Raw genomic sequence first — 25,038 nt, 5'->3', positions numbered from 1 at the left:
TATGCCACCTCAAAGCCAGAATCGTGTTTCAAAACGCATCCTTCGAACCTACCAGCACCTTGAACGTTCTGAAGATAATTTTGATATCCACCATCATGCTGCGTTCACGGGCATACGTCAGATCCAGCTCTACCATTTCTTCAAACCCAACACTATTGCGACCGCTGACTTGCCATAATCCCGTACATCCCGGGATCATCTGCAGGCGTTGTCTGTCATAGGAAGTGTAGTTCTTCACTTCTCTGGGCAGAGCTGGTCTGGGTCCTACGAGACTCATCTCACCTCTGAACACGTTCCACAACTGAGGCAGCTCATCCAGACTGGTCTTCCGAATGAACTTGCCAATGCGGGTAATGCGGGGGTCGTTTTTCATTTTGAACATATTCCCGTTCACTTCATTCTGATCAATCAGTTGTTCCAGCAAATCTTCAGCATTCGCAACCATGGACCTGAATTTGTACATATGAAACTCTTTCCCATTCTGTCCAACCCGGACCTGACGAAAAAAAACAGACCCCTGAGGGGCCTCGATTTTGATTAGTATTCCGATGACCGCAAACAAGGGGCACAAAATGATCAAACCTATGAAAGAACCCAGCAAATCGAGCATTCTTTTCATAAATAGATACACTTTATCCGCATTTTGTCCTGACATCGTTGATGCATTGTACCCCAGACTTGGGTCCATAACAATCTCCGCTTCCTTCGTTTGGGGAGATGGACTCATTCAAACTCCCCCCCGGCTGCATATTCTACCGACTCTTTTTCCAAAATATGTTGCAGTGCTTGCAGCATTGGAATTCTAAGTTCCTGTTTTTGCAGAGCGAAGTCAATGGTTGTCAGGATGAATCCCAGTTTCTCGCCCACGTCATAACGTACTCCCTCGAAATCGTAAGCATACACTCCTTGTGTCTCATTTAAACGCTGAATCGCATCTGTTAATTGAATCTCTCCCCCTTGGCCAATCTCTTGTTGTTCCAGATGTTCGAAAATCTCTGGACTCAGTACGTATCTCCCCATAATCGCCAGGTTGGAAGGCGCTGTGCCTTGGGCAGGTTTCTCTACGAACCTGAGAACCTCTGTCAAACGGCCATCCGATTGAAGCGGGTCCACAATGCCGTATCTGTCTGTTTGTTCAGCAAGTACGGTTTGTACGCCAACAATGGAATGTTGAACCTGATCATATTGATCAATCAATTGTTTGGTGCATGGCACTTCCGATACGACGATATCATCTCCGAGCAACACGGCAAAAGGTTCGTCACCGATAAAGTTACGTGCACACCAGACAGCATGACCAAGTCCTTTGGCCTCTTTTTGTCTTATGTAGTGGATATCCACGTTAGAGGATTTGCGAACCTCTTCAAGCAGGCCCAGCTTCCCTTTTTCCAGCAAGTTATGTTCCAGTTCAAAAGCGTTGTCGAAATGATCTTCAATCGCACGCTTCCCTTTACCTGTTACGATGATAATGTCTTCAATTCCAGAGGCAATGGCTTCCTCAACGATATACTGTATAGTTGGTTTGTCCACAATAGGGAGCATTTCTTTGGGCATCGCTTTCGTGGCTGGCAAAAAACGTGTACCCAGTCCAGCTGCAGGAATGATTGCTTTTCTCACTTTTTTCATAAATACCACCCTATCCTCTTTTTTTTTAGTTTAAAAGTTGAACCAGGGCATCTAACCCGTCCTCACGTCACACCTTCGACGATTAACGTCTAAGGTTCACTGAACCCACAGCATGACCGAGTGCCTACAGTGATAAAGGTGCAGTAGACATTACCTGTTTACCTGGAGCAACGGACAGAACTTTATTTCTCTCCGTAACCCACCGGAACTGCAACGTTTTTGATATTGTTCAGGATTGCGCCCAGGATTCGTGCATTCACATGCTCCAGAGCAGCCTTGGTCTTCTTCACCAATTCCTTCTTGACCTTGCCTGAGTTCACGACCAGCAGCACACCATCACACAGCGAACTCACAATGAGCGCATCCGTTACTGCGAGCACCGGTGGTGTGTCAAACATGATGACATCATATTGATCCTCTAACTTCTCCATCAGCCTCTTCATCCGGTTGGAACCGATCATCTCGGACGGATTGGGCGGAATTGGGCCGGAAGTGAATAACTGAAGATTATCGATATAGCTCTCTCTGAGCACTTCTTCCACACCGTACTGATTGGACAGCACACTGCTAAGCCCGATATGATTGGGTACGGAAAACACCTGGTGCAAAGAAGGGTTACGCAGATCGGCATCAATCAGCAGAACCTTTTTGCCTTCCTGAGCATAGGTGACCGCCAGGTTGCTAATGGTTGTGGTCTTGCCTTCACCGGCTTCGGCTGAAGCCACCATGATTTTTTTGATATGACTGTCGATTGAGGAGAACTGAATATTGGTCCGCAATTTACGGTACCCCTCCGAGATTTGAGATTTGGAGTTAAAATAGGTCACCAGACTGTTATTATCATTGGTTAGCCGTGACATATTTGCCATCCCCCACTTTCTGTTGAGATACGTAATTTTTCGTATTTTTCAGATCATCTTTTTTCATCTTGGATATCACCGTAAGCACAGGCAGGCCCAGTTCTTTTTCAAGTTCAGTCTCGGATTTGAATGTGTCATCCAGATAATCCATCAGGAATACAAGTGCAATCGCGAGCACAAAACCTGCGAACAGACTGACAATGATGCTTAATGTGGTTTTCATATTAATTGGAGATGCGTTACTATCCACTTTGGCTTCGCTGAGGATAGCGACATTATCGATTTTCATGATTAGGGGGATTTGAGATTGGAACACGTTGGAGATGGCATTGACCGTTTTTGCGGCTTTTTCGTAGGAAGTCCCCTGTACAGTTATGCTCATCACTTGGGATTCGCTGGCTGTAGAGACGGAGGTGCTATTCATGAGCTGTGCTGAGGTTAAGCCAAGGTCTGGATACGTGGAAGCCACTTTATCCATAATGGCTGAAGATTTAATAATTTCTCTGTAGGAGTTAATGAGTTTGATATTGGTTTGAATCATGCTGAAGTCCATCATCGCCTGGCCTTGAACATTGGAGGTCTGGTTCACGATAAGCTTGGAACTCGCCTCATAGATCGGTTGGGTGAAGAAAATACTTTTGACCCCTGCACCCACACCCGCTACCAGAGCAATTGCAACAATCAACCACAGTTTCTTTTGTAAGAGTCGAAAATATCCTTTCAGTTCCACTTTCATTCCTCCTATACGTTGTGATCTATCCTATGTAACTACCAGATGGACAGTAGCCATTTGCGAGGTTTCCAGCGTTCTGTGACAAGACACGAATTCGATAGGATGTGCGACGCATTCTCTGCAAGCCTCTTAACGGCCTCAGCTCCAAAACGACGCTCAATCACCCGCTCCCCTTCACTTATGGCAAATGTCCTTTTGCACGTATCATGTGCATCTGATGAAATGAAATGAAACCCGTTTTCTTTACAAAAATGAAAACACCACTGCCGAACTTTCCGTCCGAAAAGCCCAGTGAAAGATTGAGCCGTAAGCTGACATAGCCCGCCTTGACTCAAATAACCCGCCAACAACTTTGGCTTCTTCAAAATGATACGATTGCGTTCCGGATGAGCAATGATAGGGGTAATTCCCGCTATTCGTAATTCATGCAGTATCCTGGGGAACTGTGAGGGAATATGACCAAAGGGCAGTTCCAGCAACATGTAACGACTTCCGGCGAGTGTGCAGCACTTTCCTGCATATAAGTCTCCAATCAGGTTGTCATGCACCCTGATCTCCTGTCCGGGACGGATCTCCAGGCGAATGTTACGTTTGTGAAGTTCTGCATGTAGCAGGTTCACGGCCTGATTAACCACCATCGGTTCATTGTTGTATTGCCCGTTCAGGTGATGCGGAGTAGCAATAATGGAGGTGATTCCAGAGGCTGCCGCCTTCTCAGCCATCGCAACGGACTGCTCCATTCGAACAGGACCATCATCCAGACCGGATAATATGTGGCAGTGCATTTCAACCATATCCAAACTTCCTGAAATAGTATGAGCCCCCTCGCCCCTTTATTCATTGCGCAAATGCTTTTGGTGTTAAAGAACTAATGCATAACGCTATGAAATATAGTAAAATGGCGTTAAGTACATGTTTTGTTCAGAATTTGTTAAGAATCGACTTGGAATTATATGGTGAAATCAATGTAATGATAGGTTTTCTGCAGATCCTTCTGCTCTGTTGCCTTTTCATACTGAGAACGGGAAACCGTGGGAAACTGAACTTCAGTAAGCATTGTGTTTAACTGTCCAGTTATATATAGTTTCTGTTCGTGCTGAATATGCAAATTTGAATGATACATTGTGAGCTCTCCGAAGGGCTGTTTCCATTGCAACCTTGCGTGAAGTCTTACACATACATGATGATCTTCAACATCCAAACCTATGAGCATTTCTGATGATACTGGCAAGTTCAGGTCGCTCAGGAAGGTGATTGCTTGAGTGTCCATTCCAAGTAACAGAACAGGGCGTCTTTTGTGTTCTACCATTTTCTTATGAAACTCCTGAATGTACATATGGACATTTAATTTCATATCAGCCCATTCCTGAATTATTGATTGCATGGTTTCATTCCTTTAGAATGGATTAGCCTACATGGACTGCCTCTACTTCCTTCTCACAGGTATATGGTCCAGGCAACAAGGAGATACTTAAAATATCCCAAATGATACATTTTGTAACTCCATACGTCCAATTTACGATACAAAACGTATCATGTCAAGCGGTATTTGGACATGGTTCTTTTGATTTACGACAATTTGAGATGTCCTTAGACAGACCTATTTACAAATGGAAATGGGTTAAAGGAAACTTATGAGGAGTTACTCTTTTGCAGGAAAGCTGCCCTGATCAAAAACTTGGCTCAGGATTGTTTCTATATATATTTGATGTCGTTCAGGGGGAAATAGCTTATGAGCTACGGAAATCGCATTGCTGAATTACGGGAACAGCGGGGACTTACTCAAGAAGAACTTGCGAGCTCCATTCATATTACCAGAGCTGCTCTCTCCCACTACGAGAAGAACCGACGTAAACCGGACTTCGAAGTGTTAACGAGACTTGCTGACATCTTTGATGTGTCTATTGATTATCTTATAGGACGTACGAAGCAAAGCGATGTCGTGATGGATGAGGACGTACGTGAATTCGTTGATACCTTGGAGTTATCGGACAAAGAAGTGTTAGAACGCTTCGATCTGATGATTGATGGGAAGTCCTTAACGGAAGAAGAGGCACGTCGTTTTATTGCGTTTGTCCGCATGGAACGCAGCATGGACTAAACCCGAAAAGAGGACCCAGTTCCCAAGAGATGCTATCTCTGGCTTCTGGGCTTTTTTTTGTGTCCTAATTCCCTCCATTCCATGGTTATCTATTGTGTCAAGGACGCTTGTTGTTGACGGAGGATATGAAATGGTTCCAACGCTCCGGGTCGATTCCGCATTGCAGTAAAACTTTCATGATGTCCATCTGGGTTGCTTCGACTTGTTTCCCTGTCGGCCTACGATCGTCCCTGTTTGGATGCTTCATATTCATTCCGCTAACCTCTCTTATCTATATACTTTCCCTGCCCTCCAAAACTAGCCTTATTATACTTGAGAACGTTCCGTGATGTTGTCGTCTCATGACGATAACGTTTTTTGAAGGGGTTCTAATTTTGTCGAAAGCCAAATAGGAGCTATATGGTGCCAAAATGGCAACCATATAGCTCCTATTATTCTTCATACAACCTGTTCATGCACGTTCACCTTTGAACAAGGAGTTAACCCCCAGCACGTGCAAGTTCACGCATATTTGCTTCAAACGCTGCAAGCAGTGCTGCTTCTCCAGTCAAGCCCGTCGCCTGAACCCGTTCAATCTGCTCCGTCATACGCTTGAAGTCCTTCGGAATAACCCGAACGAACTGGTTCACCGCATCTTGCCAGTTATCCAGAACGCGCTGACCGACAGCACTTCCTGTATTGGCAACATGACGTTGAATCATACCTCGCAGATCTGCACTTTCGGCAACATCTTCGATACGCTCCAAAAGAACCATTTCCAGATTACAACGTTGCAAGAATGTGCCTTCCGGATCATACACATAGGCAATACCTCCGGACATCCCTGCTGCAAAGTTACGACCTGTATCGCCGAGTACAACGACACGTCCACCCGTCATATACTCACAACCATGGTCGCCTACCCCTTCAACGACTACTTTGGCACCGGAGTTACGTACAGCAAATCGCTCACCCGCAATACCACGGATATACGCTTCACCGCTTGTTGCACCGTAGAGAGCCGTGTTACCGATAATGATGTTATCTTCCGCCTCAAACGTTGCTTTCGGAGAAGGCATCACGGTCAGTTTACCTCCGGACAATCCTTTACCTACGTAGTCATTGGAATCCCCTTCAACGGTCAAGGTCATGCCTTTAGGTACAAAGGCCCCAAAGCTTTGTCCGGCAGAGCCGACAAATTTGAATTTAACCGTATCTTCAGGCAATCCTGCGAGTCCATATTTACGTGTGATCTCACTACCCAGAATGGTACCTACGGCACGGTTAACGTTCGTAATTGGAAGCACCGCTTCAACCGGTTGACCGGATTCAATAGCAGACTGTGCCAGTGGCAACAATTGCTGCATATCCAGCGTTTCTTCCAATTGGTGGTTCTGATGCTGTGTACGGTAACGTGCAGAGCCTTCCGGCATTTCAGGCACATGTAGCAATACAGACAGATCCACACCTTTTTTCTTCCAGTGATCTACGGCTTCTACCGTTTCGAGGCAATCTGTACGTCCGACCATCTCCTGAATGGTACGGAAACCAAGATCAGCCATGATCTCACGCACATCTTCAGCAACAAATCGCATGAAGTTAACCACATGAGCCGGATCACCCATATAATTTTTACGCAACTCCGGATTCTGTGTTGCTACACCCACCGGACAGGTATCCATTTGACAGACACGCATCATGATACAGCCAAGTGCAACGAGCGGTGCGGTAGAGAAACCATACTCTTCAGCTCCAAGCAAAGCTGCAATCGCCAAGTCACGGCCGTTAAGCATTTTGCCATCTGTTTCGAGTACGACGCGATCACGCAGATTGTTCAGCATCAACGTTTGATGTGTCTCTGCAAGACCCAGTTCCCACGGCATACCCGCATGTCGGATCGAACCTTGCGGAGATGCACCTGTACCACCGTCATAACCGCTGACGAGGATAATATCGGCACGCCCTTTGGCTACACCTGCCGCAATGGTACCCACGCCCACTTCCGATACGAGCTTAACGTTGATCTCAGCACGCGGATTGGCATTTTTCAAGTCATAGATCAGCTCTGCCAGATCCTCGATCGAATAGATATCGTGATGCGGCGGTGGCGAGATCAGACCTACACCCGGTGTTGAACCACGGACTTCAGCAACCCAAGGATACACTTTGCGTCCTGGCAGTTGTCCGCCTTCACCCGGTTTTGCTCCCTGTGCCATTTTGATCTGAATTTCGTCGGCATTAACCAAGTAGTTGGAAGTAACACCGAAACGTCCGGATGCGACCTGTTTAATAGCACTGCGACGGGAATCCCCGTTGCTATCTTTAATGAAGCGAGCCGGATCTTCTCCACCTTCACCAGTATTGGACTTACCTCCAACACGGTTCATTGCAATGGCAAGATCTTCATGCGCCTCTTTACTAATTGAACCGAAGGACATTGCACCCGTTTTGAAACGACGCATGATATCTTCTACGGATTCAACTTCTTCAAGTGGAATGGAAGCTCCAACCGGTTTCAGTTTCAGCATGGAGCGAATGGTCAACAGCTGATCATTCTCACCTTGCACAAGTTTGGAATATTTTTTATACAGCTTGTAATCTCCGGTACGAACTGCGTGTTGCAACGTATGAATGGTTTGCGGATTGAACAGATGCTCTTCTCCGTCGTTACGCCATTGATAATCGCCACCGGAATCCAATACTTTATCGTTACCGTCTTTATCCGTAAAGGCACGGTTGTGATGTGTCAGCGCTTCGGCTGCCACTTCTTCCAACCCAATTCCACCGATCCGGGAAGGTGTCCAGGTAAAGTAACGGTCAACGAAGTCTGATTTCAGACCCACCGCTTCAAAGATTTGAGCGCCACGATACGATTGAATCGTAGAAATCCCCATTTTGGACAACACTTTCGTAACGCCTTTGGTAGCTGCTTTAATGTAGTTTTTCACTGCTTTCTCATGCGAAATGCCACGAAGCAATCCTTGCTGAATCATGTCATCCAGCGTTTCAAAGGCCAGATAAGGGTTCACAGCACTCACACCGTAACCCAGCAGTAATGCGTAGTGGTGAATATCACGCGGCTCTGCTGATTCAAGCAAAATGCTGACTTTTGTTCTGGTTCCCTGACGAATCAGATGGTGATGCAGACCTGCTACAGCAAGCAATGCAGGAATGGCCGCATTCTCTGCGTCCACACCGCGGTCAGACAGGATCAGAATGTTATGACCTTTGTCGATGACCCGGTCCGCAGCTTCGAAGAGCAGATCCATTGCTTTGCGCAGTCCTTCTGCTCCTTCCGCAGCGGTGAAGAAAATCGGAATCGTCATGGAGCGGAAGCCTGGGCGACGCACATGGCGAATCTTCGCAAAGTCTTCATTGGACAATACCGGTGTATCCAGACGGATCTGGCGACAGCTCTCCGGTTCAGGGTTCAATAAGTTGCGCTCAGGACCAATGGTTGTTGCCGTAGACGTTACAATCTCTTCACGGATTGCATCGATTGGCGGGTTGGTTACCTGGGCGAACATCTGTTTAAAGTAGTTGTACAGACGCTGCGGACGATCCGATAGCACAGCCAGTGGTGCATCATAGCCCATCGAACCGGTAGCTTCCATACCTGTTGTCGCCATTGGCTCCAGGATTTTGCGAAGCTCTTCAAATGTATATCCATATGCCAGCTGAAGCTGGGTCACGTTATCATGTTTTGGATCAGGAAGTTCCGGTGCTTCCGGCAGCTCGCTCAGATCCATCAAATGCTCATCAAGCCAATCCTGATACGGATTCTCGGCTGCAATGATCGCTTTTACTTCTTCATCTGAGATGATGCGGCCTTCTTGTGTATCCACAAGCAACATCCGACCTGGACGCAGACGATCTTTGTACAGGATCTCTTCAGGCGCAATATCAAGCACCCCAACTTCTGAGGACAGGATAATGCGGTCATCCTTGGTTACATAATAACGAGCTGGACGCAAACCGTTACGGTCAAGTGTGGCACCAATCTGCAAACCATCTGTGAAGGCCATTGCTGCTGGTCCATCCCAAGGCTCCATCATTGTGCTGTGATATTCATAAAATGCCTTTTTGGCAGGGTCCATGCCCTCATCTGTGCTCCAAGGTTCAGGAACCATCATCATGGCCACGTGTGGCAGTGAACGACCACTAAGATACAGGAACTCCAGTGTGTTATCGAACATCGCTGTATCGGAACCATCCGGGTTAATGACCGGTTTCACTTTGGCGATGTCGTCACCGAACAATTCACTCTCGAACAAGGACTGCCGTGCATGCATCCAGTTCACGTTACCACGCATCGTATTGATCTCACCGTTGTGGATCATGAAGCGATACGGGTGGGCACGTTCCCAGCTTGGGAAGGTGTTCGTACTGAAACGGGAATGCACGAGTGCAAGCGCAGATTCTACGAGATCTTGCTGTAGATCCAGATAGAATTCTCCCACCTGTTCCGTTGTGAGCATGCCTTTATAAACAATTTTGCGACAAGACAAGCTTGGCAGGTAGAATGAACCACCTTCTGCTTCATCTGCCGAATATCGAATAGCCAACTCAGCGCGTCTGCGAATAACATACAGTTTACGTTCGAATCCAAGCTCATCCTTCACATCTGCGGATCTTCCAATGAACACCTGACGTACATAAGGTTTCGCTGCAAGTGCAGAACGGCCAAGCATTTCATCAAAAGTAGGCACATCCCGGAAACCCAGGAACGTCTGTCCTTCTTCTTCAATAATCTTCTTGAGGCTCTCTTCGTGCGCACTACGGATGGCAGGGTCTTGGGACATGAACAACATTCCCACGCCATAGAAGCCCTGCTCAGGTAATGCAAAACCAAGACGTTCCGCTTCCTGTGCAAAATAACGATGTGGAATCTGAATCAGGATACCCGCTCCGTCACCGGAATTCGGCTCACTTCCCTGTCCTCCACGGTGCTCCATGTTACTGAGCATGGTTAGTGCCTGACTAACGATATCGTGTGAAGGTACTCCTTTGATGTTGGCAACAAAACCCATTCCGCATGCGTCTTTTTCGAACTGCGGGTCATATAGACCCTGTTTTGGAGGTAATCCGATGTGTCTCATGGAACGCAACCTTTCTATAATGAAGTATTTCGGAAAGATCAAGAACATAGGCAACAGGCAACAATGAAACGGGAGGAGCTGGCCTTTCGCTTGCGATAGAGCCTGCTAGATAGAAGAGGTGACAGCATGAGACTGTCAAAAATAAGCCTGCTATTGGGCAGAAGCCATTGAATGAGTTGGGCTGATCCGGACGATCCGGCAAACAGCATCATGTATAAATCAACACGCAGCCGCTGGCACGGCTACTGAAATGGAGCGACGTTTTTTTGATATAGTTCTATTATTTTAACACCGACCTAACATCAGCGCAATTTAAACTTTTTAATACCTCTGATAAGAAATGTTTTGCAGTACAGCTTTACAGTAGTGACGTTTAAATTCATCTCTTTTTCGAATAATTATACACTTTTTAAGCCAGAGTACAACTGAATTAAATTGCTGACAGAAGAAAATCGTTCCATGTACCGCCTGCGTTTATCCATAATTCAACCAAATTTCCACTGTGGAAGCCAGCGAATCTTTACTTCTTTATGCATTTGTATACAAAATAGCCTGTAACCCCTTTTTGGGGTCACAGGCTATTTGCACTATTTGACTACTATATTGCATAATTTCACTACAAGAAAATAAAGTTTTTATTCAAAAATATGACCCTGCTGAAGATCAGGTTCGACTTATGCCGTCACAACTTGACCGGAATCAGCCTGTTCGACTTCTTTTTTCGGACGTCTGCCATTCCAAAGGAAGTAAGCAAGCGTCAGCAGAATAGATACACCTGCATAGATACTAAGAATTCCTGCCTGATGCCACATCACATCCAGATTACCACTCGATACAACAGCTTTGAAGCCCATAATGCTGTGTGTCATTGGCAACCAAGGGCTAAATGCCTGAAGCCACGATGGAATCAGTTCTACCGGGAATGTACCTGCACTAGCCGCAAGTTGGAAGACCAGCAGCAGAATGACAACATAACGTCCAGGCAGATCCAGCCAGGTTACAAGCGCCTGAACGATCAACATGAAGGTCAGCCCTGTAATAATGGTAAACAGATAGAACAGCCCTACACTGTGCGTCTCCAGTCCAAGACCATATAACATGAAGCTTGCCACGATAACCGATTGGAAGATACTCACGGAGCCAAATACCAGTGTCCGGCTGACAAAACGATTCCAGCCTGTTGCACCAGGTACGGACGTTTCCCGCATTTTCAATACAATCGTCGAAATCAATGATCCCACAAACAGACCGATCGACAGGAAGAACGGTGTCAATCCTGTACCATAATTGCTCACGTTCTCTGCTGTGTTCTCCGAAGAGTTCACCGGTTCAGCGAACATGTTCACCACATCATCCGTTTTCTTCACTTCGGATGTTTTCTGCGCGGCATCATTCAGCTTGGTTGCCAGTTCACTTGAACCATCTTTTAGCTCAGTAAGACCGTCAGCCAGTTTGCCTGCGCCATCACCCAGTTGCTTGGAACCATCGGTTAGTGAACTAACGCCACCACTGAGTTTGCCCACACCCGTTTGTAAAGCTGTTGTACCTGAGCCCAGCTGCTTGGCACCATTCGCCAACAATGTACCGCCACTTGCAGCATCACCCAATTTGCCGCTGAACTGCTTCAGACCATCGGAGAGTTTCGCTCCCCCTTGACTAAGCTGTCCGGCTCCAGCCAGCAATTGCTTCTGTCCATCTACCAGCTGGTCTGCACCAGCAAGTAGTTGCTTCTGACCACCATGGAGCTCGGATGCACCCGCGGCCAACTGCTGGTTGCCCTGATGCAGCTGATCTGCACCCTGTGCAAGCTTCTGCTCGCTCTCATGCAGTTGCGCACTTCCATCAGCAACCGCTTCACTCGCCGCAAGCAGTTTCTGTACATCCGCATTTTCGGCGAGTTCCGGGTTCGATGCAGCAAGCTGCTTCAATCCGGCGGCTACGCTCTGTGCTCCATCCGCAACCTTCCCACTGCCATCCACAGCCGATTGCAGGCCTGTTGCCAGTGTACCGCTGCCCTGAACGGCACTTTGCAGACCATCAGACAGCTTCGCACTGCCCTGTTCTGACGATGCCAGGCCAGCCTGCAACTTACTTGTACCATCCAGTGAAGATTGAAGGCCCGTTTCCAACTTGGCACTGCCATCCTTCAACTGATCTGCTCCGCTCTGAAGCTGGCTCGAAGCGGCAGCCTGAAGCTGTTGCAGACCCGATACAAGATTCGTTGTTCCACTTTCAAGCTTGGTCGCGCCCGTGTGCAACGCGTTAACCCCATCACTTAATGGAGAAAGTCCTTCCTGAAGTTCAAGCGTCCCGGATGCAAGCTTCGCCAAGTTATCCTTGAGCTTAACTGCACCATCATCCAGTTTGCCTGCGCCGGTATTCAGTTCACCAGCTCCATCACCCGCCTCCGCTAAGCCATCAGATACTTCGGAGAACTTGTCGAGCAAAGTCTCTGCATAGGATTCCGTTACTTTGGCTGATACTTTCGCTTTCAGATCCTTAATCGCAGTCTTGCCGATCTGTGCCCCGACAAAGCTGTAATTGCCATTCGGTTCGTAGATCAGGTCAGCCGGTGCCGGCTTGTCATCGAGCAACGTTGTTGCTTGAGATGAGAAGTTCTCCGGAATCGTAATTTGCATATAATATTTGTCATTACTCATGCCTTCTTTGGCTTGGCTCGCACTGACAAAGTCCCATTTAAAATCTGCATTTTTCTTCAGCTCATCCACCAGATCATTACCTACATGAAGTGATTTGCCCTCCAGCTCTGCGCCTTTATCCAGATTGACAACGGCAACCGGCATCTCATCCACATGACCATATGGGTCCCAATAAGCCGCCAGATAGATGCCACTATACAGGATCGGTATAAACATAATTGCAATAACAGGGATCAACACCTTCGGGTTTCTCACGGCCGATCCCACATCCTTGAAAAACACGGATAAAGATTTCATGTCATTTTCTCCCCTTAATCTCTCTGCTTCATGAGCAGGAATAACTATAATGAAATAAAATGTCGCGTTCCAGAAAAATTACCGAAACACGAAGTGACCATTTTCCTCAAACGGTCAATTTAAAGCAAAAAAACAAACCTGTCTTCCGACAAGCCTCGCTGCCACACATGTATGATAACCCTTATTTATAGTAGAATAAATTCGGATTACGTTACAGCAGCAATTCCTTCCATTAAGAAAAGGCGAAAGTAATTCTTGATTTCCTCTTTGCTCAGTGGTTGATGTTGTTTGTTCCAATCAGAGGTGAGTGCAATATACAAGCGAATCATCATAAAAGCGACCACTTGCGGATCACAATCCCGAATCTCTCCATTATCCTTCGCTTTCTCAAGCTCCCGGGCCAGAAAATCGGAAATAACTTTCTCCACTTTGTCCAACCCTTCCTTGGCCTGCAGTGTTCCAAAGTCCTTCAATTCCTGTGATAACTTAACCAGCAGTTCGTGATCACGGCGGAATTCCAACAACGCATCCAGCACCCGAAAGAGATTATCAAAAAATGCACTTTCCTGATGCACTTCACGATGTGCGATGTTCTTCATTTCCTGAATCACTTCTACCAGAATCTGATCAAACAATTGTTCCTTGTTGGTGAAAAACGTATAGATCGTTCCTTTGCCCACGTTCGCAATCTTGGCGACCTGGTCCATCGTAGTTGCTTTGTATCCAAACATGGCAAACGACTGGGCTGCTGCATGAATAACCTGCTGTCTCCTGTCAATCGGAGCCATCATATCCCTCCTTTTACTCCATTCAATGTTCATTCGTCCTACATAAATGACCAAAAATACAATTCGGTCATTCGGTCAAAATATACATTACCACCTCAGCAATAAGATTGCAACCCTAACATTTTAAATATTGTGTTAATTTTTTTTAACCGAAATGCAGTGGAAACTCCTTCTGTCGTCGTCTATAGTGTAAGATGACTCAAACATACGTATATAAATGAAGTCAGACTGTCTCAGACCAAGAGATATGGTGTAAATATTTATGGATGAAACATGATTCTGCGCTTCAATGTATATTCATGTAGTAATGTATAATTTATAGCTAACGAAAATGATGAATATCTTCATTATGAATTAAAACTTATGAATAAAGGTGAACTCATGCGAAAACCAAGAGTGCTCTTATTATCGGAAGGATTCGGTACCGGTCACACTCAGGCCGCTCATGCGCTGGCACATGGCATCAAAAAAGTCAGTCCACATGTTCACAGTCGTGTCATTGAACTAGGCAAATTTTTAAATCCAACGGTAGCTCCATTAATCTTTTCTGCATATCGAAAGACACTGTCGGTTCAACCCAAACTGGTCAGTCTGTTGTACCGCACACAGTACAACAAGTCATTAAATGGCTTTACCAAGCTGGCGTTGCATCGAATTTTCTATACACAGACAGCACAGGTCGTATCCCAACTGAAACCAGATGCGGTGATCTGTACCCATCCTTTTCCAAATGCAGTGATCTCCCGGCTCAAACGCCAGGGCCTGAATATCCCGCTCTATACCGTCGTGACGGATTATGACGTGCATGGAACATGGATTAATCCGGAAGTGAATAAATATCTGGTCTCCACCCCTCAGGTCAAAGCATTACTTGAAATTCGGGGGGTCGATCCCTCCCACATTCAGATTACAGGAATTCCTGTGCATCCTGACTTCTGGGAAGCGGGCGACAAAGTAAAGCTGCGGCAAGAGATGGGGCTTCAGAACATGCCTACTGCGCTGCTTATGGGTGGAGGCTGGGGACTTTCTTTTGATGAGGATCATATGAAAGCTCTCACGTCCTGGGCAGATCGTGTTCAATTGGTGTTTTGTCTTGGTAGCAACGAGAAAATGATTGCAAAAATGAAGGAGATGCCTTGCTTCCAGCACCCTAATATTCGTATTCTGGGATATACCCGTGAAGTAAGCAAACTGATGGATGTATCCGATGTGCTAATCACGAAGCCTGGTGGCATGACATGTACCGAAGCGTTGGCTAAGCGGTTACCCATGCTGTTCATTCCTCCGCTGGCGGGTCAAGAGGAAGAGAACTGTGAATACTTTGTACAAGCCGGATACGGCCAGGTCATCCACTCTGCCGATGTGATTACCAAACGTTTCAGCCAACTCTGTGAACAGGCATCCACTCAAGCTGAAAGCCCGCTGAACGTAGCACATATTACCGGCAGCCGTTCAGCCTATGATCCAACGTGTTGCGCCCAAGCTGTTCATGATTTATTATTCCCGACGACAGCCGAAGTTACGAAAACACCCGTAGAGCGATTCTCAGCCGGAATTGCTGCCACGTCCTTGTCAGGTACCAGAATCCCATTCTAACGTCTCTATGGACCTGTAGAACAGCTCTCATGAGGTGTTATAGAGGACAAGGCAAGTGCTCACGATATACAAAGAAGGTTCCCTTCCGAATTATTGGAAGGGAACCTTCTTTTATTTTCATTGATTTCGACCGTATGATTTGGCAGAAAAAGGGGTAATTTAGAGTATAACCATATTTTAAATAACGAAATAAAACTACGATTCAGGCTTTTTGAAGGGGCCGTGTGAAGCACACACTGTTAACTACCCTGCCTGTTTGCAGAATTTACGGGTCGATTACTTGTAGAAAGTATGATGACCGATCGTTTTTACTTTTTTCTGCGAGCGGGCAACTGTCAGATCGTCGGCAAGCGTCAATGATAAGAAATAATACGTATCATCGGCAACTTCCTTCTTCCCGTTCAGCGCAGCATTCACTGCTTTGATACTGTCCTCATTGGGAACCACACGTTTCAAACGTCCGTTCGCTACAGGACTGAACTGGGATTTCTGATAGATCACCTTGTAAATGGTATCGGGAAAATTGGCTGACCGCAGCCGGTTTAAGACAACATTGGCAACTGCCACTTTGCCTTCGTACGGTTCACCTTCCGCCTCTGCCATGACGATTTTTTGCAGCAGGAGCAGTTCTTTATCGGACACACTGTATGACCAGGTTGCGAGTTTCGAGTCTTCCTGGTTCAGAAGTTTGGTCCGCGTAAAGTATAGTTTTTGGGGGGGAGTTGTTACAGCAGCCACCGCTTTGGCACGTTCCACTTTGGCCAATTTCAGTGCAGCTTCTTTTTTGGCTTTGGCCGCAGCTACAGCTCTAGCTTTGTTCTTGGCCTTGGCTTCTTGCAATTCCTGCTTTTCTTGAGCAGTCGTCAACCAGTTCTTCGCTGGCAGAGATTCAGTCCACGCTACGGTTTGTGTAGACAGACTTGTCCCATCTTCCATCATGCGCCTCTCTTCTTGCGCAGATGTTTGTTTATTTTGCACAGAAGCCGCAAGTTCGGTCATCTGTTTACTATCACTAGCTTCATTCCACTTCCCCGTCGCCTGAACGACATTTACCCCCACTATACATACAAGCAGCACTGATAACATCGGTGCTACCCAACGATTCTTGCTTATAATGTTCATTCGAAGATTCCTCCTGTCGAAACATTTCCCTTATCTAAGTAACCCAAAAAAAAGAATTTGAATAACGATGGCTAATATTACATAGGGATAAACGTAATGTCAATGTGATTTTATGGCATAAAAATGATTATCAGGAAAAAGAGAACGTGTCCACGACCTCATACATTGGAGATTGTCCAAGCCTTGTCACATAAAGTACAATGTCCTCCACCATCCATGAATTAACACCTGAGGCATGTTCCGGAAGCACTCCAGATACCCCTTTATTCTCATTACCTGGGAGTTGTCCCAGATATTTTCTAGCAACGGTGATGTGGGGAGCATATGGTCTTAATTCAGCTTCGAATCCAAGAGTCGATGTGGCCTGAACGATTTGTTTTTGCAATGAAATCAACCGATCTATCTCTCCGCTAACACCCTTCCATAATACTTTAGGCGCTTCTTCAAGTCCAAATGTGCCCCAATCCGCAAGCTGAAGTTCAAACGCCTGGAATTCAACTGCTACTGAGCGCAACGCTTTCCGAAGATGTCCAATCTCACTAACAAGTGTATCTCCAAGAAATTGCAAGGTTATATGATAATCCCGATGATCTGTCCATTTACGAAAATCAAGCTTGTTCTGTACAAGCCTCGCGTCCATCTGAAGAGACTGCTGAACAGGACCAGGAAGACGAATCGCCACAAACAATCTTTCCCGTCGGGATGAATGATCCTGATGTGATTGGTTATTCATTGCATACACCTCTCTAAAGTTCGCTCTATTATTTCATAACTATACATATCGTTTCAAGTTGGGTAAGTATAGAGTGACACAAAGATAACCATTTGCAAATAAGGCTAGATTCCTGCATTTACCACCTTATGCACATCCAACATCAAATCTGATACACTTCAATTATCAAACTTATCAAACTATTGATCTCAGGAGGACCACACATTATGGGTAAAATTGTATGTTTTCCATCTCTATCCGAAGAACAGAAACAACGCATTCAGAATGCCGCACCGGGGTACACCCTGACATTCGGAAAAGCCAAGGAATCGGACCCTGCTGCGTTGAAAGAGGCTGAGATTATTCTCGGTTGGTCACCTCTTGTCACTGAACATGCATTGAGACAAGACAGCCTGTTGAAGTGGGTTCAGGTCTGGTCCGCTGGTGTGGACAATCTTCCTTTTGCAGATTTGCAGCAGAAGAACATTCAGGTCACCAGTGCAAATGGAGTTCACGCCATTCCAATCACCGAAATTATTCTGGGCATGATGTTATCCCACAGCCGCTGGCTGAGACAAGCCATGTTGCATCAACAGCAATCCGAATGGAAAGCTCCCGCCAACCCCCTACCCGAACTGCACGGTAAAACAGCGGTCATCGTTGGTGTAGGTGAGATTGGAACCGAAACAGCCCGCATCCTCAAAGCACTCGGCATGCGAACGATCGGAGTTCGTCGCTCAGGCAAAGATGTGCCCAACGTGGATCAGATGTACGACATGACCGGCCTACATGAAGCCTTGAGCCAAGGCGATTATGTGATTAACATTTTACCGTTGACCGATGAAACCAAACATATATATGATCAAACTGCATTTGAGCATTTCCAATCTGGTGCATGTTTCGTCAATGTGGGCCGCGGCCCCAGTGTGAAAACGGAAGCCTTGCTGAATGCACTCCAAAACGGCCAGGTTGCCTTCGCCGCACTGGACGTGTTCGAAGAAGAACCCCTTCCGGCAGACCACCCGTTATGGGGCATGGATAACGTCTTAATGACGCCACATATCGCAGGAAGCACGGAGCAATACACGGATCGTGCCCTCGATATTTTCGTCAAAAATCTGGAAGCTTATATAGCTGGCCAGACACTTCCGCTTAACCTGGTGGATTATAGTCATAAATATTAACACAAACATCCGTTCCCATGCAATATTGTGCAAATCAACTTGCTTCTTCTGGTTATTTCTGTCCTCTACGTTTCTCGTGTAAATCGTTAGTTCAATTAAAATGTACACAGTAAAAAACTCTACCTCTGGAAATTTCCTTAGAGGTAGAGTTTTGTTTTTTTATACTTACACACACAACCAAATATGACGTATAAACGTGCCTTTGTTTACTGTTCGGTACTCTTTTACTGTCCATCCCGCTTCCAACAAATGCTCTTCTACCCACTCTGTGGAAACAACCACGGCCCGTTTGGCCAATCTGCGCAAGCTCTCCAACATGGCTCGTTGCTCAGCATCTGGAAGTACAGAACAGAGATTATAGGGCATGTCCAAAATCGCTGCATCATACCGATCTTGCAGTTCATTCATATCCCCTAACGTGATTCGATCCGAATCAAATCCATAATGCGGCAGATTGATGCGTGCACCTCGGACAGCCAGAGGATTAAGGTCGTTACCTCTCGCATCAATTCCCATGGATAAAGCTTCAATGACAACTGTTCCCATACCGCAGCACGGATCAAGTAATCGATGGTTTTCCACGTTCGGAACAGCAATATTCACCAGCGCTCTGGCAAGCGTGATGCCAAATCCAGTTGAGTAATTTTGCGGCTTCTGCCGATGTATCTGCCATGATCGATCAGCTTCTGTCCACTGGCCCAAGATCCATTTTTCTCCTGTTTGGATTAGGCCGAAAGTCACCTTTGGCTGCTTCATCTGTGCCCTGCCTTTAATGCACATGCCGACTTCTTTTTCCAGCTGACGAGACTGTGCATAATCAGGGGCATGATCCCCTTCTTTCAGACATGTCACCTTAAATGTCTCTTCTGGCAACAGCCGAATCTCTTTGGCAAGAGGGAGCAGGTCAGTCACCGTATCGCCTTCACCGATTACATCTAATCTGCCATGGATAAAAGGACTACGTCCAGGTGATATACGTCGTTCAGACCACACATATGCTCCCCTATCCATACTGATCTCTGAACTCGGTTCAAGCAACGTATTCAGCTCCAGCATGCACAATTCACGCTCGTTCTCGTGGCAAGCAAAGGTGTAGAGGTATTTCCCAGAAGTAGTGTAACTACCAATTGTTTCATCAGGCAAAATTCTCCTCCCCTTCCTTCATTAATCATGTTTCTTCTATATAAACAGTAGCTCAGTGTATACATATCAAATATCAGCTGTTACGAATGCTTCAGGTAGTCATTGTATACAATGTTAGACTGCTAGACAACTATCCATTTCTTTGGACGTAACTATTTGGAAAGAAAAAAGTAAGGTGTACCCAGGATTGAGGGACACCTTACTTTATATTGAGATTCTCAACAGCCCGCGCAAGCATGAGCCAGTTTCTTCTATTATAAGAAGAAGGTTATATTTTTAATTTTTCAATGGATGTTAGCAAATCTTCCGATAATTCTTTCAGACTTTGAATATTGCCGCTAATCGTTTCCATGGAACTGACCTGCTCTTCCGCCGATGCAGAAACTTCTTCCACACTTGCTGCTGATTGTTCCGAAACAGCCGAAATCTGCTGACTGAAATCATTCATTCGTCCGCTTGCTTCCTGCATGCCTGCGAGGCCATCTGTCATGGTGCCAATCACACCAACCATGCCTTCCACCGATTCATTAATCGTACGGAAGAGCTGACCTGAAGCAAGTACATGCTCCTGACCCAGTTCGGTCTCCTGTACGCCTGTACGCAATTCCGCAACCACCCCTTGTGACTCCTGCTGAATATCCTCGGTAATCGCCGTGATCTCTTCGACCGAAGTCTGCACAGCTTCCGATAACTTCCGCACTTCTGAGGCCACTACGGCGAACCCGCGTCCACTCTCTCCCGCACGGGCTGCTTCAATGGAGGCATTCAATGCCAGCAGATTGGTTTGGCGTGCAATGTCATGAATGACCTGAACCAGCTTGGAGATATCTTCGTTTTTACGATTCAACCGTTCCATTTTGTTCATGGAAGTTGAGACCGCTCCGGAAATTTGCTGCATCTGCTGAACTGACTGTTCCATCGCTTTGCGACCATTCAGCCCTTGCTCCAGTACAAGATCCGACATGACGCGCAGCTGACTGCCTTGTTCCGTATGATTCTGAATGTGATCATTCAATGCTTCAACCGTACGGGCTGATTCCACGGCTGTCTCTGCCTGGCTCTCCGCAGCCTTGGCTGACTCTTCCATGGTCACTGCTATTTGGCGACTACCAATCTTAACCTCTTCGGATGAGATTGCCAGTTCCCCGCTCTGACGATTGACAGCTTCCGCAATTCGTCTGACGCTTAGCACCATGGAAGTCAGGTTACCTTTCATATCATTCACTGCTTTGGCCAGAACGCCGACTTCATCCTCATGTTTAGTATGTATATCCTGAACATTCAATTGGCCTTCTGCAATCAGTTTCACCGCGCTAATAACACGCAGCAGTGGTTTCACAACCTGTGAACGGATAATCGGAATGCTGATCGCTGTAATGACAATCATGACCAGAACGCCGATAATGATGATTAGTCTACCATCCTGTACCGATCTGATCGTTTGGGACGCCGCAATGTCAGACTGTTTCTGATTGTATTCCACGAGATAATCGAGATCAACTTGCATGGTGTCAAAGGAATCCGCACCCTTATCAGCAACTTCCTTCGCCAACTGTGTCTGACCCTCATCACTCAGCTTGATTGCTTGCGTATTAATCTTGAGATACGCTTCCCATTTGTTCTTGAACGCAGTCCAGTGATCGAGTTCCTCCGTAGACTTTTCCTGCTGGTCATAAATTTTAATTGTCTGTGTCGTTTCACGAATATACTTGGTACGCTCTTCTGACAAGGCTGCCTTGTCCGAGTTATCCGCGTCGAAGTGACGATAACTTAGCGAAAGAACGTGCTCCGTAGTATAATTTAACCGGTTAATTTGCTGGATTGATGGCATCCAATTGTTTGTAATCTCATTGGTGTTGGATTCGATTGAATTCATGCGGGTGACAATGGTGACACTCAAAATAATCAAACAGAGGATTAACAAGTAAAATGCGATGCTGATACGCAGACCGATACTTTTGATCTTAAATCTGCTGAACATATGATTTCCCCCCTTGACCTCTTCGGTCATCCCGAATTCAGGTGCTTTTGTCATTGTTTTCCCCTTCTTTTGACCTCTTGTCAAAAGAACTTATCTATATTATATCGATAGGAAAATAGACGTAAAGTATTATAACATTATTTTGTTATTAAGAAGCTTAATCTTGTAAATAATTGTCGAAATTCTACAAAGTAAAACCGAAGAACTGCAGCATTCGGAAAATTCCTGATCTGTAGTTCTTCGGTTTGTCCAAATTTCAACGGCTTATATCATAAAGTAGTCGTCCTACTTCAGTATGGCGGTCTTATGATCAGCCAGCAATCGGTAAGAATTCAGCCTGCGCTCATAATCTGGTCCTGCCGTAACCAGAAGCAACCGCTCCGTATCCAGCCTGCGACTTACTTGTTCCAATTGACCCCATACATGCTCAGGTGTACCTGCATAGTGCCGCTCTGATTCATGATGATCAGCACTGGCTGAGTCATTCGTGTTGGAGACCGCGATACCACTCGAATTCAGCTCGCTTAAACGTTCTTTTCCATCCGCCTTGCGTCTCTCTGCCATATCACGACTCCAGGCCAAGGCATCCGTCTCTGACTCCGCACACAATACGCTGACTGCCACCATAACTTCAGGTTCCTTCATGGTTGCACTGGGAACAAATCCTTCTCGGTATCGCCTTACAGCCTCTGTACCATCAGCATCACTCATGAATTGACCAAAGACATAACCCATGCCGAACCGTGCCGCAAATTCTGCGCTCTTCACGTTGGTCCCCAACATCCAAAGCGATAACGGAAGCTTTGGAATCGGACGAGCCGTCACAGGATGATCCTCGTAGGTATATCGATCTTCAAGCAGTTCCGTCAGTGCTGCAAGTGATTCAGGCAACTTGGACACATGTTGCAAGTAATTGCCACTAAGTGCCATTGTCGCATGAGGTCCACCGCCAGGAGCGCGTCCGAGCCCAAGCTCAACGCGCCCAGGATAGAGCGTCGCCAGCAGACGGAATGACTCTGCAACTTTGAGCGGGCTGTAATGGGGCAACAGGACCGCGCCAGAGCCGAGTTGGATCGTTGTCGTTCTTGCTCCGATGTGGGATAGCAGTACTTCGGGAGAGGCCGATGCCAGTTCAGCCATATCGTGATGCTCAGATGTCCAGTATCGGACGTATCCCCAAGCCTCGGCATGTTGCGCAAGTATCACCGATTGTTGAAGTGCCTGTTCCGCTGAGGCATCTTTTAACCTTGGAACAAGGTCAAGTACGCCCAGTCTGAACTTATCACTCATTCTTGCAGCCAAGCGTCTCATCTCCCTTTATATCGGTTCATTTTAATCCAGATCGTAGATGGAACCTACCTTCAGTCCATAAAGTTCATTGTATATTTTCTCGGCAAATGCATCCGTCATTCCTGCAATATAATCAATCACCATGTGTTCCCAGGTCCAGATCGGTTGCGCTTTGGCCTGATCTTTCTCATAGCGTTGCAGCCAGTCGGATGGAATAATGGATTTGGACGTTTCCGGATCGAGGAATGCATCCCATAATCGCTTAATCATCCACTCACTTCGCTTCTGTAGCCGTTGCACACGCAGGTCACGTATCATCGTCACCCATGCAAAACTCTTGAGCACACTTACTGTACGCAGCATATCAAGATCCTCAGCCCCTTCACGGACAAAGGTTACCTTCTTCCAGTCGCCATCGTCAATAACACCCAGGCTGCCTACAAAAAAGCTCACCCAATAAGCTTTCACCTCACGACGGGTACGTGAGTAATCATGCTCGCAGAATGGCATCTTTTCATTCCAGATGCGCAGGAACGAAGCGAGCACCTCCTCTACCTTTTGCCCAATTGCTTCCCGGGTCCATCCGTCCCAGAATAGATCCTCCAGTGTTGTAATCTTATCCACAATTAATCGATTCACATGCGGATCTTGCAGGAAATGCTCATGTACTTCAATTTTGCCTGCTTTGATCCCATCCTCCAGGTCATGCGAGGAGTATGCAATATCATCGCATAGGTCCATCAGCTGTGCTTCAAGCGTCTTCTTGCCTGCCGGCACGTTCCAACGTTCACGGATCTCACGAATATATTGCCACTCATGATGATACATGCCTTTCTTGCTCTCTGTCCCGGGGTACGGATACTTGTTGATTCCCAGTAATACCGCATCCGACAGGTTCAGTCCGTCGATATCCTCACGCTTCTCCAAATGCATAATGAGACGGAAATTGTGTGCGTTTCCTTCAAAATGCTCATATTTCCGTTTTAGCTCGGCACGGACTTCAGACTCCACCTTGGGAACTTTGGCGCTGCGGCTTTTTTTCATAATTTTCTTAGCCTCGGTGTTAATGAGGTCATCCAGAATACCATCTAATACTTCTTCACCTTTATGTCCAAACGGCGGGTGACCGAAATCATGTGCGATTGCAGCACACTCCACCACTTCTGAATCAATAATAAGGCCAGGGTTATCCGCACGGTCCCAGTCCACCTCGGGAAAACGACGAATCAGGCTGCGGGCAGCCTCTCGTGCAATCTGCGCCACCTCCAGGGAATGGGTCAAACGAGTACGATAATAATCACCCGTTCCTGCGCCAAACACCTGTGATTTGCCCTGTAACCGACGGAAGGTCGGTGAATGAATGAGTCTGGAATAGTCCCGTTCGTATGCTGCACGAGATCCATCCAATTTGGTTAGTTCAGGATATTGTCTATGTTCTCTCAGATCGTTCCATTGCATGGGGATCACTCCTAGCCGACTGTCTCTATTTTGAGTGATTATACACAACATCTGTGGTTTCGAAAAGTAAAACCTGTCTGCGATTGTCATCTCTTCTTACATCAACTTGTAATAAACAGTCCTATTCTTTTATTATACCCTGCCAGACTATCATTCGTGCATCTAAATGATCATGATTCATATTGAACTCACACTATCGTGACTTATGATGAAAAAAGTGACTTATACAGTTTGTGTGGCCGTTACGGTTACGGATCGTTCTTATGATCGCTGTTATTCCCAAATTTCTTTGATTCCCTTTTAAAAGGGAGAATTTCGGGAATAAAGGCGAACGCTTCGCTTCTTCAGAATCGATTCCGTCACCTTCACTACTTTTGCTGTTTGATTCACTCCCAATTTAAATGACATC

The 25,038-nt window shown here is 46.4% G+C and carries 19 protein-coding genes; 3 read left to right on the top strand and 16 right to left on the bottom strand.

Going from position 1 to position 25,038, the window contains the following annotated elements; translation table 11 throughout:
- Positions 1 to 28 precede the first annotated feature (28 nt).
- The 6 genes from MKY85_RS06515 to MKY85_RS06490 all read right to left on the bottom strand — a co-directional run bounded on the left by MKY85_RS06515 (position 29) and on the right by MKY85_RS06490 (position 4,603).
- Positions 29 to 688 (bottom strand): sugar transferase, encoded by a 660-nt coding sequence (locus MKY85_RS06515; RefSeq protein WP_253442423.1) that lies wholly within the window; start codon positions 686 to 688, stop codon positions 29 to 31.
- Positions 689 to 723: 35 nt separating this feature from the next.
- On the bottom strand, positions 724 to 1,626 hold the full coding sequence (galU, locus tag MKY85_RS06510; protein WP_253431548.1) for a UTP--glucose-1-phosphate uridylyltransferase GalU: 903 nt from the start codon (positions 1,624 to 1,626) through the stop codon (positions 724 to 726).
- 182 nt (positions 1,627 to 1,808) lie between these two features.
- The gene (locus tag MKY85_RS06505; protein ID WP_339240268.1) at positions 1,809 to 2,486 is read right to left on the bottom strand and encodes a CpsD/CapB family tyrosine-protein kinase; all 678 of its coding nucleotides are present in this window, start codon (positions 2,484 to 2,486) and stop codon (positions 1,809 to 1,811) included.
- Positions 2,467 to 3,222 carry a Wzz/FepE/Etk N-terminal domain-containing protein gene (locus MKY85_RS06500; protein WP_339240267.1) on the bottom strand — a complete coding sequence of 252 codons (756 nt, stop codon included), beginning with the start codon at positions 3,220 to 3,222 and terminating at the stop codon, positions 2,467 to 2,469. The genes MKY85_RS06505 and MKY85_RS06500 overlap by 20 nt, the downstream gene beginning before the upstream one ends.
- A gap of 32 nt (positions 3,223 to 3,254) precedes the next feature.
- A complete protein-coding gene (locus MKY85_RS06495) occupies positions 3,255 to 4,013 on the bottom strand; it encodes a CpsB/CapC family capsule biosynthesis tyrosine phosphatase (protein ID WP_342572150.1) in 759 nt (252 codons plus the stop codon).
- A 155-nt stretch (positions 4,014 to 4,168) separates the two neighbouring features.
- Positions 4,169 to 4,603, bottom strand: coding sequence for a hypothetical protein (locus MKY85_RS06490; protein WP_342572149.1), 435 nt, complete (start codon positions 4,601 to 4,603; stop codon positions 4,169 to 4,171).
- A gap of 348 nt (positions 4,604 to 4,951) precedes the next feature.
- Here MKY85_RS06490 and MKY85_RS06485 point away from each other — a divergent pair, with 348 nt between their 5' ends.
- Positions 4,952 to 5,320, top strand: coding sequence for a helix-turn-helix domain-containing protein (locus MKY85_RS06485; protein ID WP_047841965.1), 369 nt, complete (start codon positions 4,952 to 4,954; stop codon positions 5,318 to 5,320).
- Between the two features lie 97 nt (positions 5,321 to 5,417).
- On the opposite strand, the gene MKY85_RS06480 is transcribed toward MKY85_RS06485, so the two are convergent.
- From MKY85_RS06480 to MKY85_RS06465, 4 genes are all read right to left on the bottom strand, one after another.
- On the bottom strand, positions 5,418 to 5,573 hold the full coding sequence (locus MKY85_RS06480; RefSeq protein WP_215078381.1) for a hypothetical protein: 156 nt from the start codon (positions 5,571 to 5,573) through the stop codon (positions 5,418 to 5,420).
- A 226-nt stretch (positions 5,574 to 5,799) separates the two neighbouring features.
- Positions 5,800 to 10,398, bottom strand: coding sequence for a glutamate synthase large subunit (gltB, locus tag MKY85_RS06475; RefSeq protein ID WP_342572148.1), 4,599 nt, complete (start codon positions 10,396 to 10,398; stop codon positions 5,800 to 5,802).
- A gap of 674 nt (positions 10,399 to 11,072) precedes the next feature.
- Entirely contained in the window at positions 11,073 to 13,355 is a 2,283-nt protein-coding gene (locus MKY85_RS06470) for a YhgE/Pip domain-containing protein (RefSeq protein ID WP_342572147.1), read from the bottom strand.
- Between the two features lie 206 nt (positions 13,356 to 13,561).
- On the bottom strand, positions 13,562 to 14,143 hold the full coding sequence (locus MKY85_RS06465; RefSeq protein ID WP_339240260.1) for a TetR/AcrR family transcriptional regulator: 582 nt from the start codon (positions 14,141 to 14,143) through the stop codon (positions 13,562 to 13,564).
- A 381-nt stretch (positions 14,144 to 14,524) separates the two neighbouring features.
- Here MKY85_RS06465 and MKY85_RS06460 point away from each other — a divergent pair, with 381 nt between their 5' ends.
- Positions 14,525 to 15,739 (top strand): glycosyltransferase, encoded by a 1,215-nt coding sequence (locus MKY85_RS06460; protein ID WP_339240259.1) that lies wholly within the window; start codon positions 14,525 to 14,527, stop codon positions 15,737 to 15,739.
- 276 nt (positions 15,740 to 16,015) lie between these two features.
- Here the strand turns inward: MKY85_RS06460 and MKY85_RS06455 are convergent, their stop codons facing one another.
- Together MKY85_RS06455 and thpR are read right to left on the bottom strand one after the other, a co-directional pair.
- A complete protein-coding gene (locus tag MKY85_RS06455) occupies positions 16,016 to 16,861 on the bottom strand; it encodes a cell wall hydrolase (protein ID WP_342572146.1) in 846 nt (281 codons plus the stop codon).
- Between the two features lie 130 nt (positions 16,862 to 16,991).
- Positions 16,992 to 17,594 (bottom strand): RNA 2',3'-cyclic phosphodiesterase, encoded by a 603-nt coding sequence (gene thpR / locus MKY85_RS06450; RefSeq protein ID WP_342572145.1) that lies wholly within the window; start codon positions 17,592 to 17,594, stop codon positions 16,992 to 16,994.
- Between the two features lie 206 nt (positions 17,595 to 17,800).
- On the opposite strand from thpR, the gene MKY85_RS06445 reads away from it, so the two are divergent.
- Positions 17,801 to 18,757 (top strand): D-2-hydroxyacid dehydrogenase, encoded by a 957-nt coding sequence (locus tag MKY85_RS06445; protein WP_342572144.1) that lies wholly within the window; start codon positions 17,801 to 17,803, stop codon positions 18,755 to 18,757.
- Between the two features lie 165 nt (positions 18,758 to 18,922).
- Here MKY85_RS06445 and MKY85_RS06440 read toward each other — a convergent pair whose 3' ends face one another.
- The 4 genes from MKY85_RS06440 to dgt form a co-directional block, all read right to left on the bottom strand.
- A complete protein-coding gene (locus MKY85_RS06440; protein ID WP_342572143.1) occupies positions 18,923 to 19,900 on the bottom strand; it encodes a methyltransferase domain-containing protein in 978 nt (325 codons plus the stop codon).
- A gap of 268 nt (positions 19,901 to 20,168) precedes the next feature.
- On the bottom strand, positions 20,169 to 21,881 hold the full coding sequence (locus MKY85_RS06435; RefSeq protein WP_342572142.1) for a methyl-accepting chemotaxis protein: 1,713 nt from the start codon (positions 21,879 to 21,881) through the stop codon (positions 20,169 to 20,171).
- 285 nt (positions 21,882 to 22,166) lie between these two features.
- A complete protein-coding gene (locus MKY85_RS06430) occupies positions 22,167 to 23,192 on the bottom strand; it encodes an MsnO8 family LLM class oxidoreductase (RefSeq protein WP_342572141.1) in 1,026 nt (341 codons plus the stop codon).
- Between the two features lie 21 nt (positions 23,193 to 23,213).
- Positions 23,214 to 24,629 carry a dGTP triphosphohydrolase gene (gene dgt, locus MKY85_RS06425; RefSeq protein WP_339303651.1) on the bottom strand — a complete coding sequence of 472 codons (1,416 nt, stop codon included), beginning with the start codon at positions 24,627 to 24,629 and terminating at the stop codon, positions 23,214 to 23,216.
- Positions 24,630 to 25,038: the final 409 nt, after the last annotated feature.

Source organism: Paenibacillus sp. FSL R5-0749 (assembly GCF_038595085.1).
Classification (GTDB): domain Bacteria; phylum Bacillota; class Bacilli; order Paenibacillales; family Paenibacillaceae; genus Paenibacillus.
Note: the sequence above shows the minus strand (reverse complement) of the source record. Positions and strands in the feature narration are given on the sequence as shown.

Excerpts from the sequence above, each read along its gene's own strand:
- MKY85_RS06515 (WP_253442423.1), bottom strand. The coding sequence starts at position 688 with ATGGACCCAAGTCTGGGGTACAATGCATCAACGATGTCAGGACAAAAT.
- galU (WP_253431548.1), bottom strand. The coding sequence starts at position 1,626 with ATGAAAAAAGTGAGAAAAGCAATCATTCCTGCAGCTGGACTGGGTACA.
- MKY85_RS06505 (WP_339240268.1), bottom strand. The coding sequence starts at position 2,486 with ATGTCACGGCTAACCAATGATAATAACAGTCTGGTGACCTATTTTAAC.
- MKY85_RS06500 (WP_339240267.1), bottom strand. The coding sequence starts at position 3,222 with ATGAAAGTGGAACTGAAAGGATATTTTCGACTCTTACAAAAGAAACTG.
- MKY85_RS06495 (WP_342572150.1), bottom strand. The coding sequence starts at position 4,013 with ATGGTTGAAATGCACTGCCACATATTATCCGGTCTGGATGATGGTCCT.
- MKY85_RS06490 (WP_342572149.1), bottom strand. The coding sequence starts at position 4,603 with ATGCAATCAATAATTCAGGAATGGGCTGATATGAAATTAAATGTCCAT.
- MKY85_RS06485 (WP_047841965.1), top strand. The coding sequence starts at position 4,952 with ATGAGCTACGGAAATCGCATTGCTGAATTACGGGAACAGCGGGGACTT.
- MKY85_RS06480 (WP_215078381.1), bottom strand. The coding sequence starts at position 5,573 with ATGAATATGAAGCATCCAAACAGGGACGATCGTAGGCCGACAGGGAAA.
- gltB (WP_342572148.1), bottom strand. The coding sequence starts at position 10,398 with ATGAGACACATCGGATTACCTCCAAAACAGGGTCTATATGACCCGCAG.
- MKY85_RS06470 (WP_342572147.1), bottom strand. The coding sequence starts at position 13,355 with ATGAAATCTTTATCCGTGTTTTTCAAGGATGTGGGATCGGCCGTGAGA.
- MKY85_RS06465 (WP_339240260.1), bottom strand. The coding sequence starts at position 14,143 with ATGGCTCCGATTGACAGGAGACAGCAGGTTATTCATGCAGCAGCCCAG.
- MKY85_RS06460 (WP_339240259.1), top strand. The coding sequence starts at position 14,525 with ATGCGAAAACCAAGAGTGCTCTTATTATCGGAAGGATTCGGTACCGGT.
- MKY85_RS06455 (WP_342572146.1), bottom strand. The coding sequence starts at position 16,861 with ATGAACATTATAAGCAAGAATCGTTGGGTAGCACCGATGTTATCAGTG.
- thpR (WP_342572145.1), bottom strand. The coding sequence starts at position 17,594 with ATGAATAACCAATCACATCAGGATCATTCATCCCGACGGGAAAGATTG.
- MKY85_RS06445 (WP_342572144.1), top strand. The coding sequence starts at position 17,801 with ATGGGTAAAATTGTATGTTTTCCATCTCTATCCGAAGAACAGAAACAA.
- MKY85_RS06435 (WP_342572142.1), bottom strand. The coding sequence starts at position 21,881 with ATGTTCAGCAGATTTAAGATCAAAAGTATCGGTCTGCGTATCAGCATC.
- MKY85_RS06430 (WP_342572141.1), bottom strand. The coding sequence starts at position 23,192 with ATGAGACGCTTGGCTGCAAGAATGAGTGATAAGTTCAGACTGGGCGTA.
- dgt (WP_339303651.1), bottom strand. The coding sequence starts at position 24,629 with ATGCAATGGAACGATCTGAGAGAACATAGACAATATCCTGAACTAACC.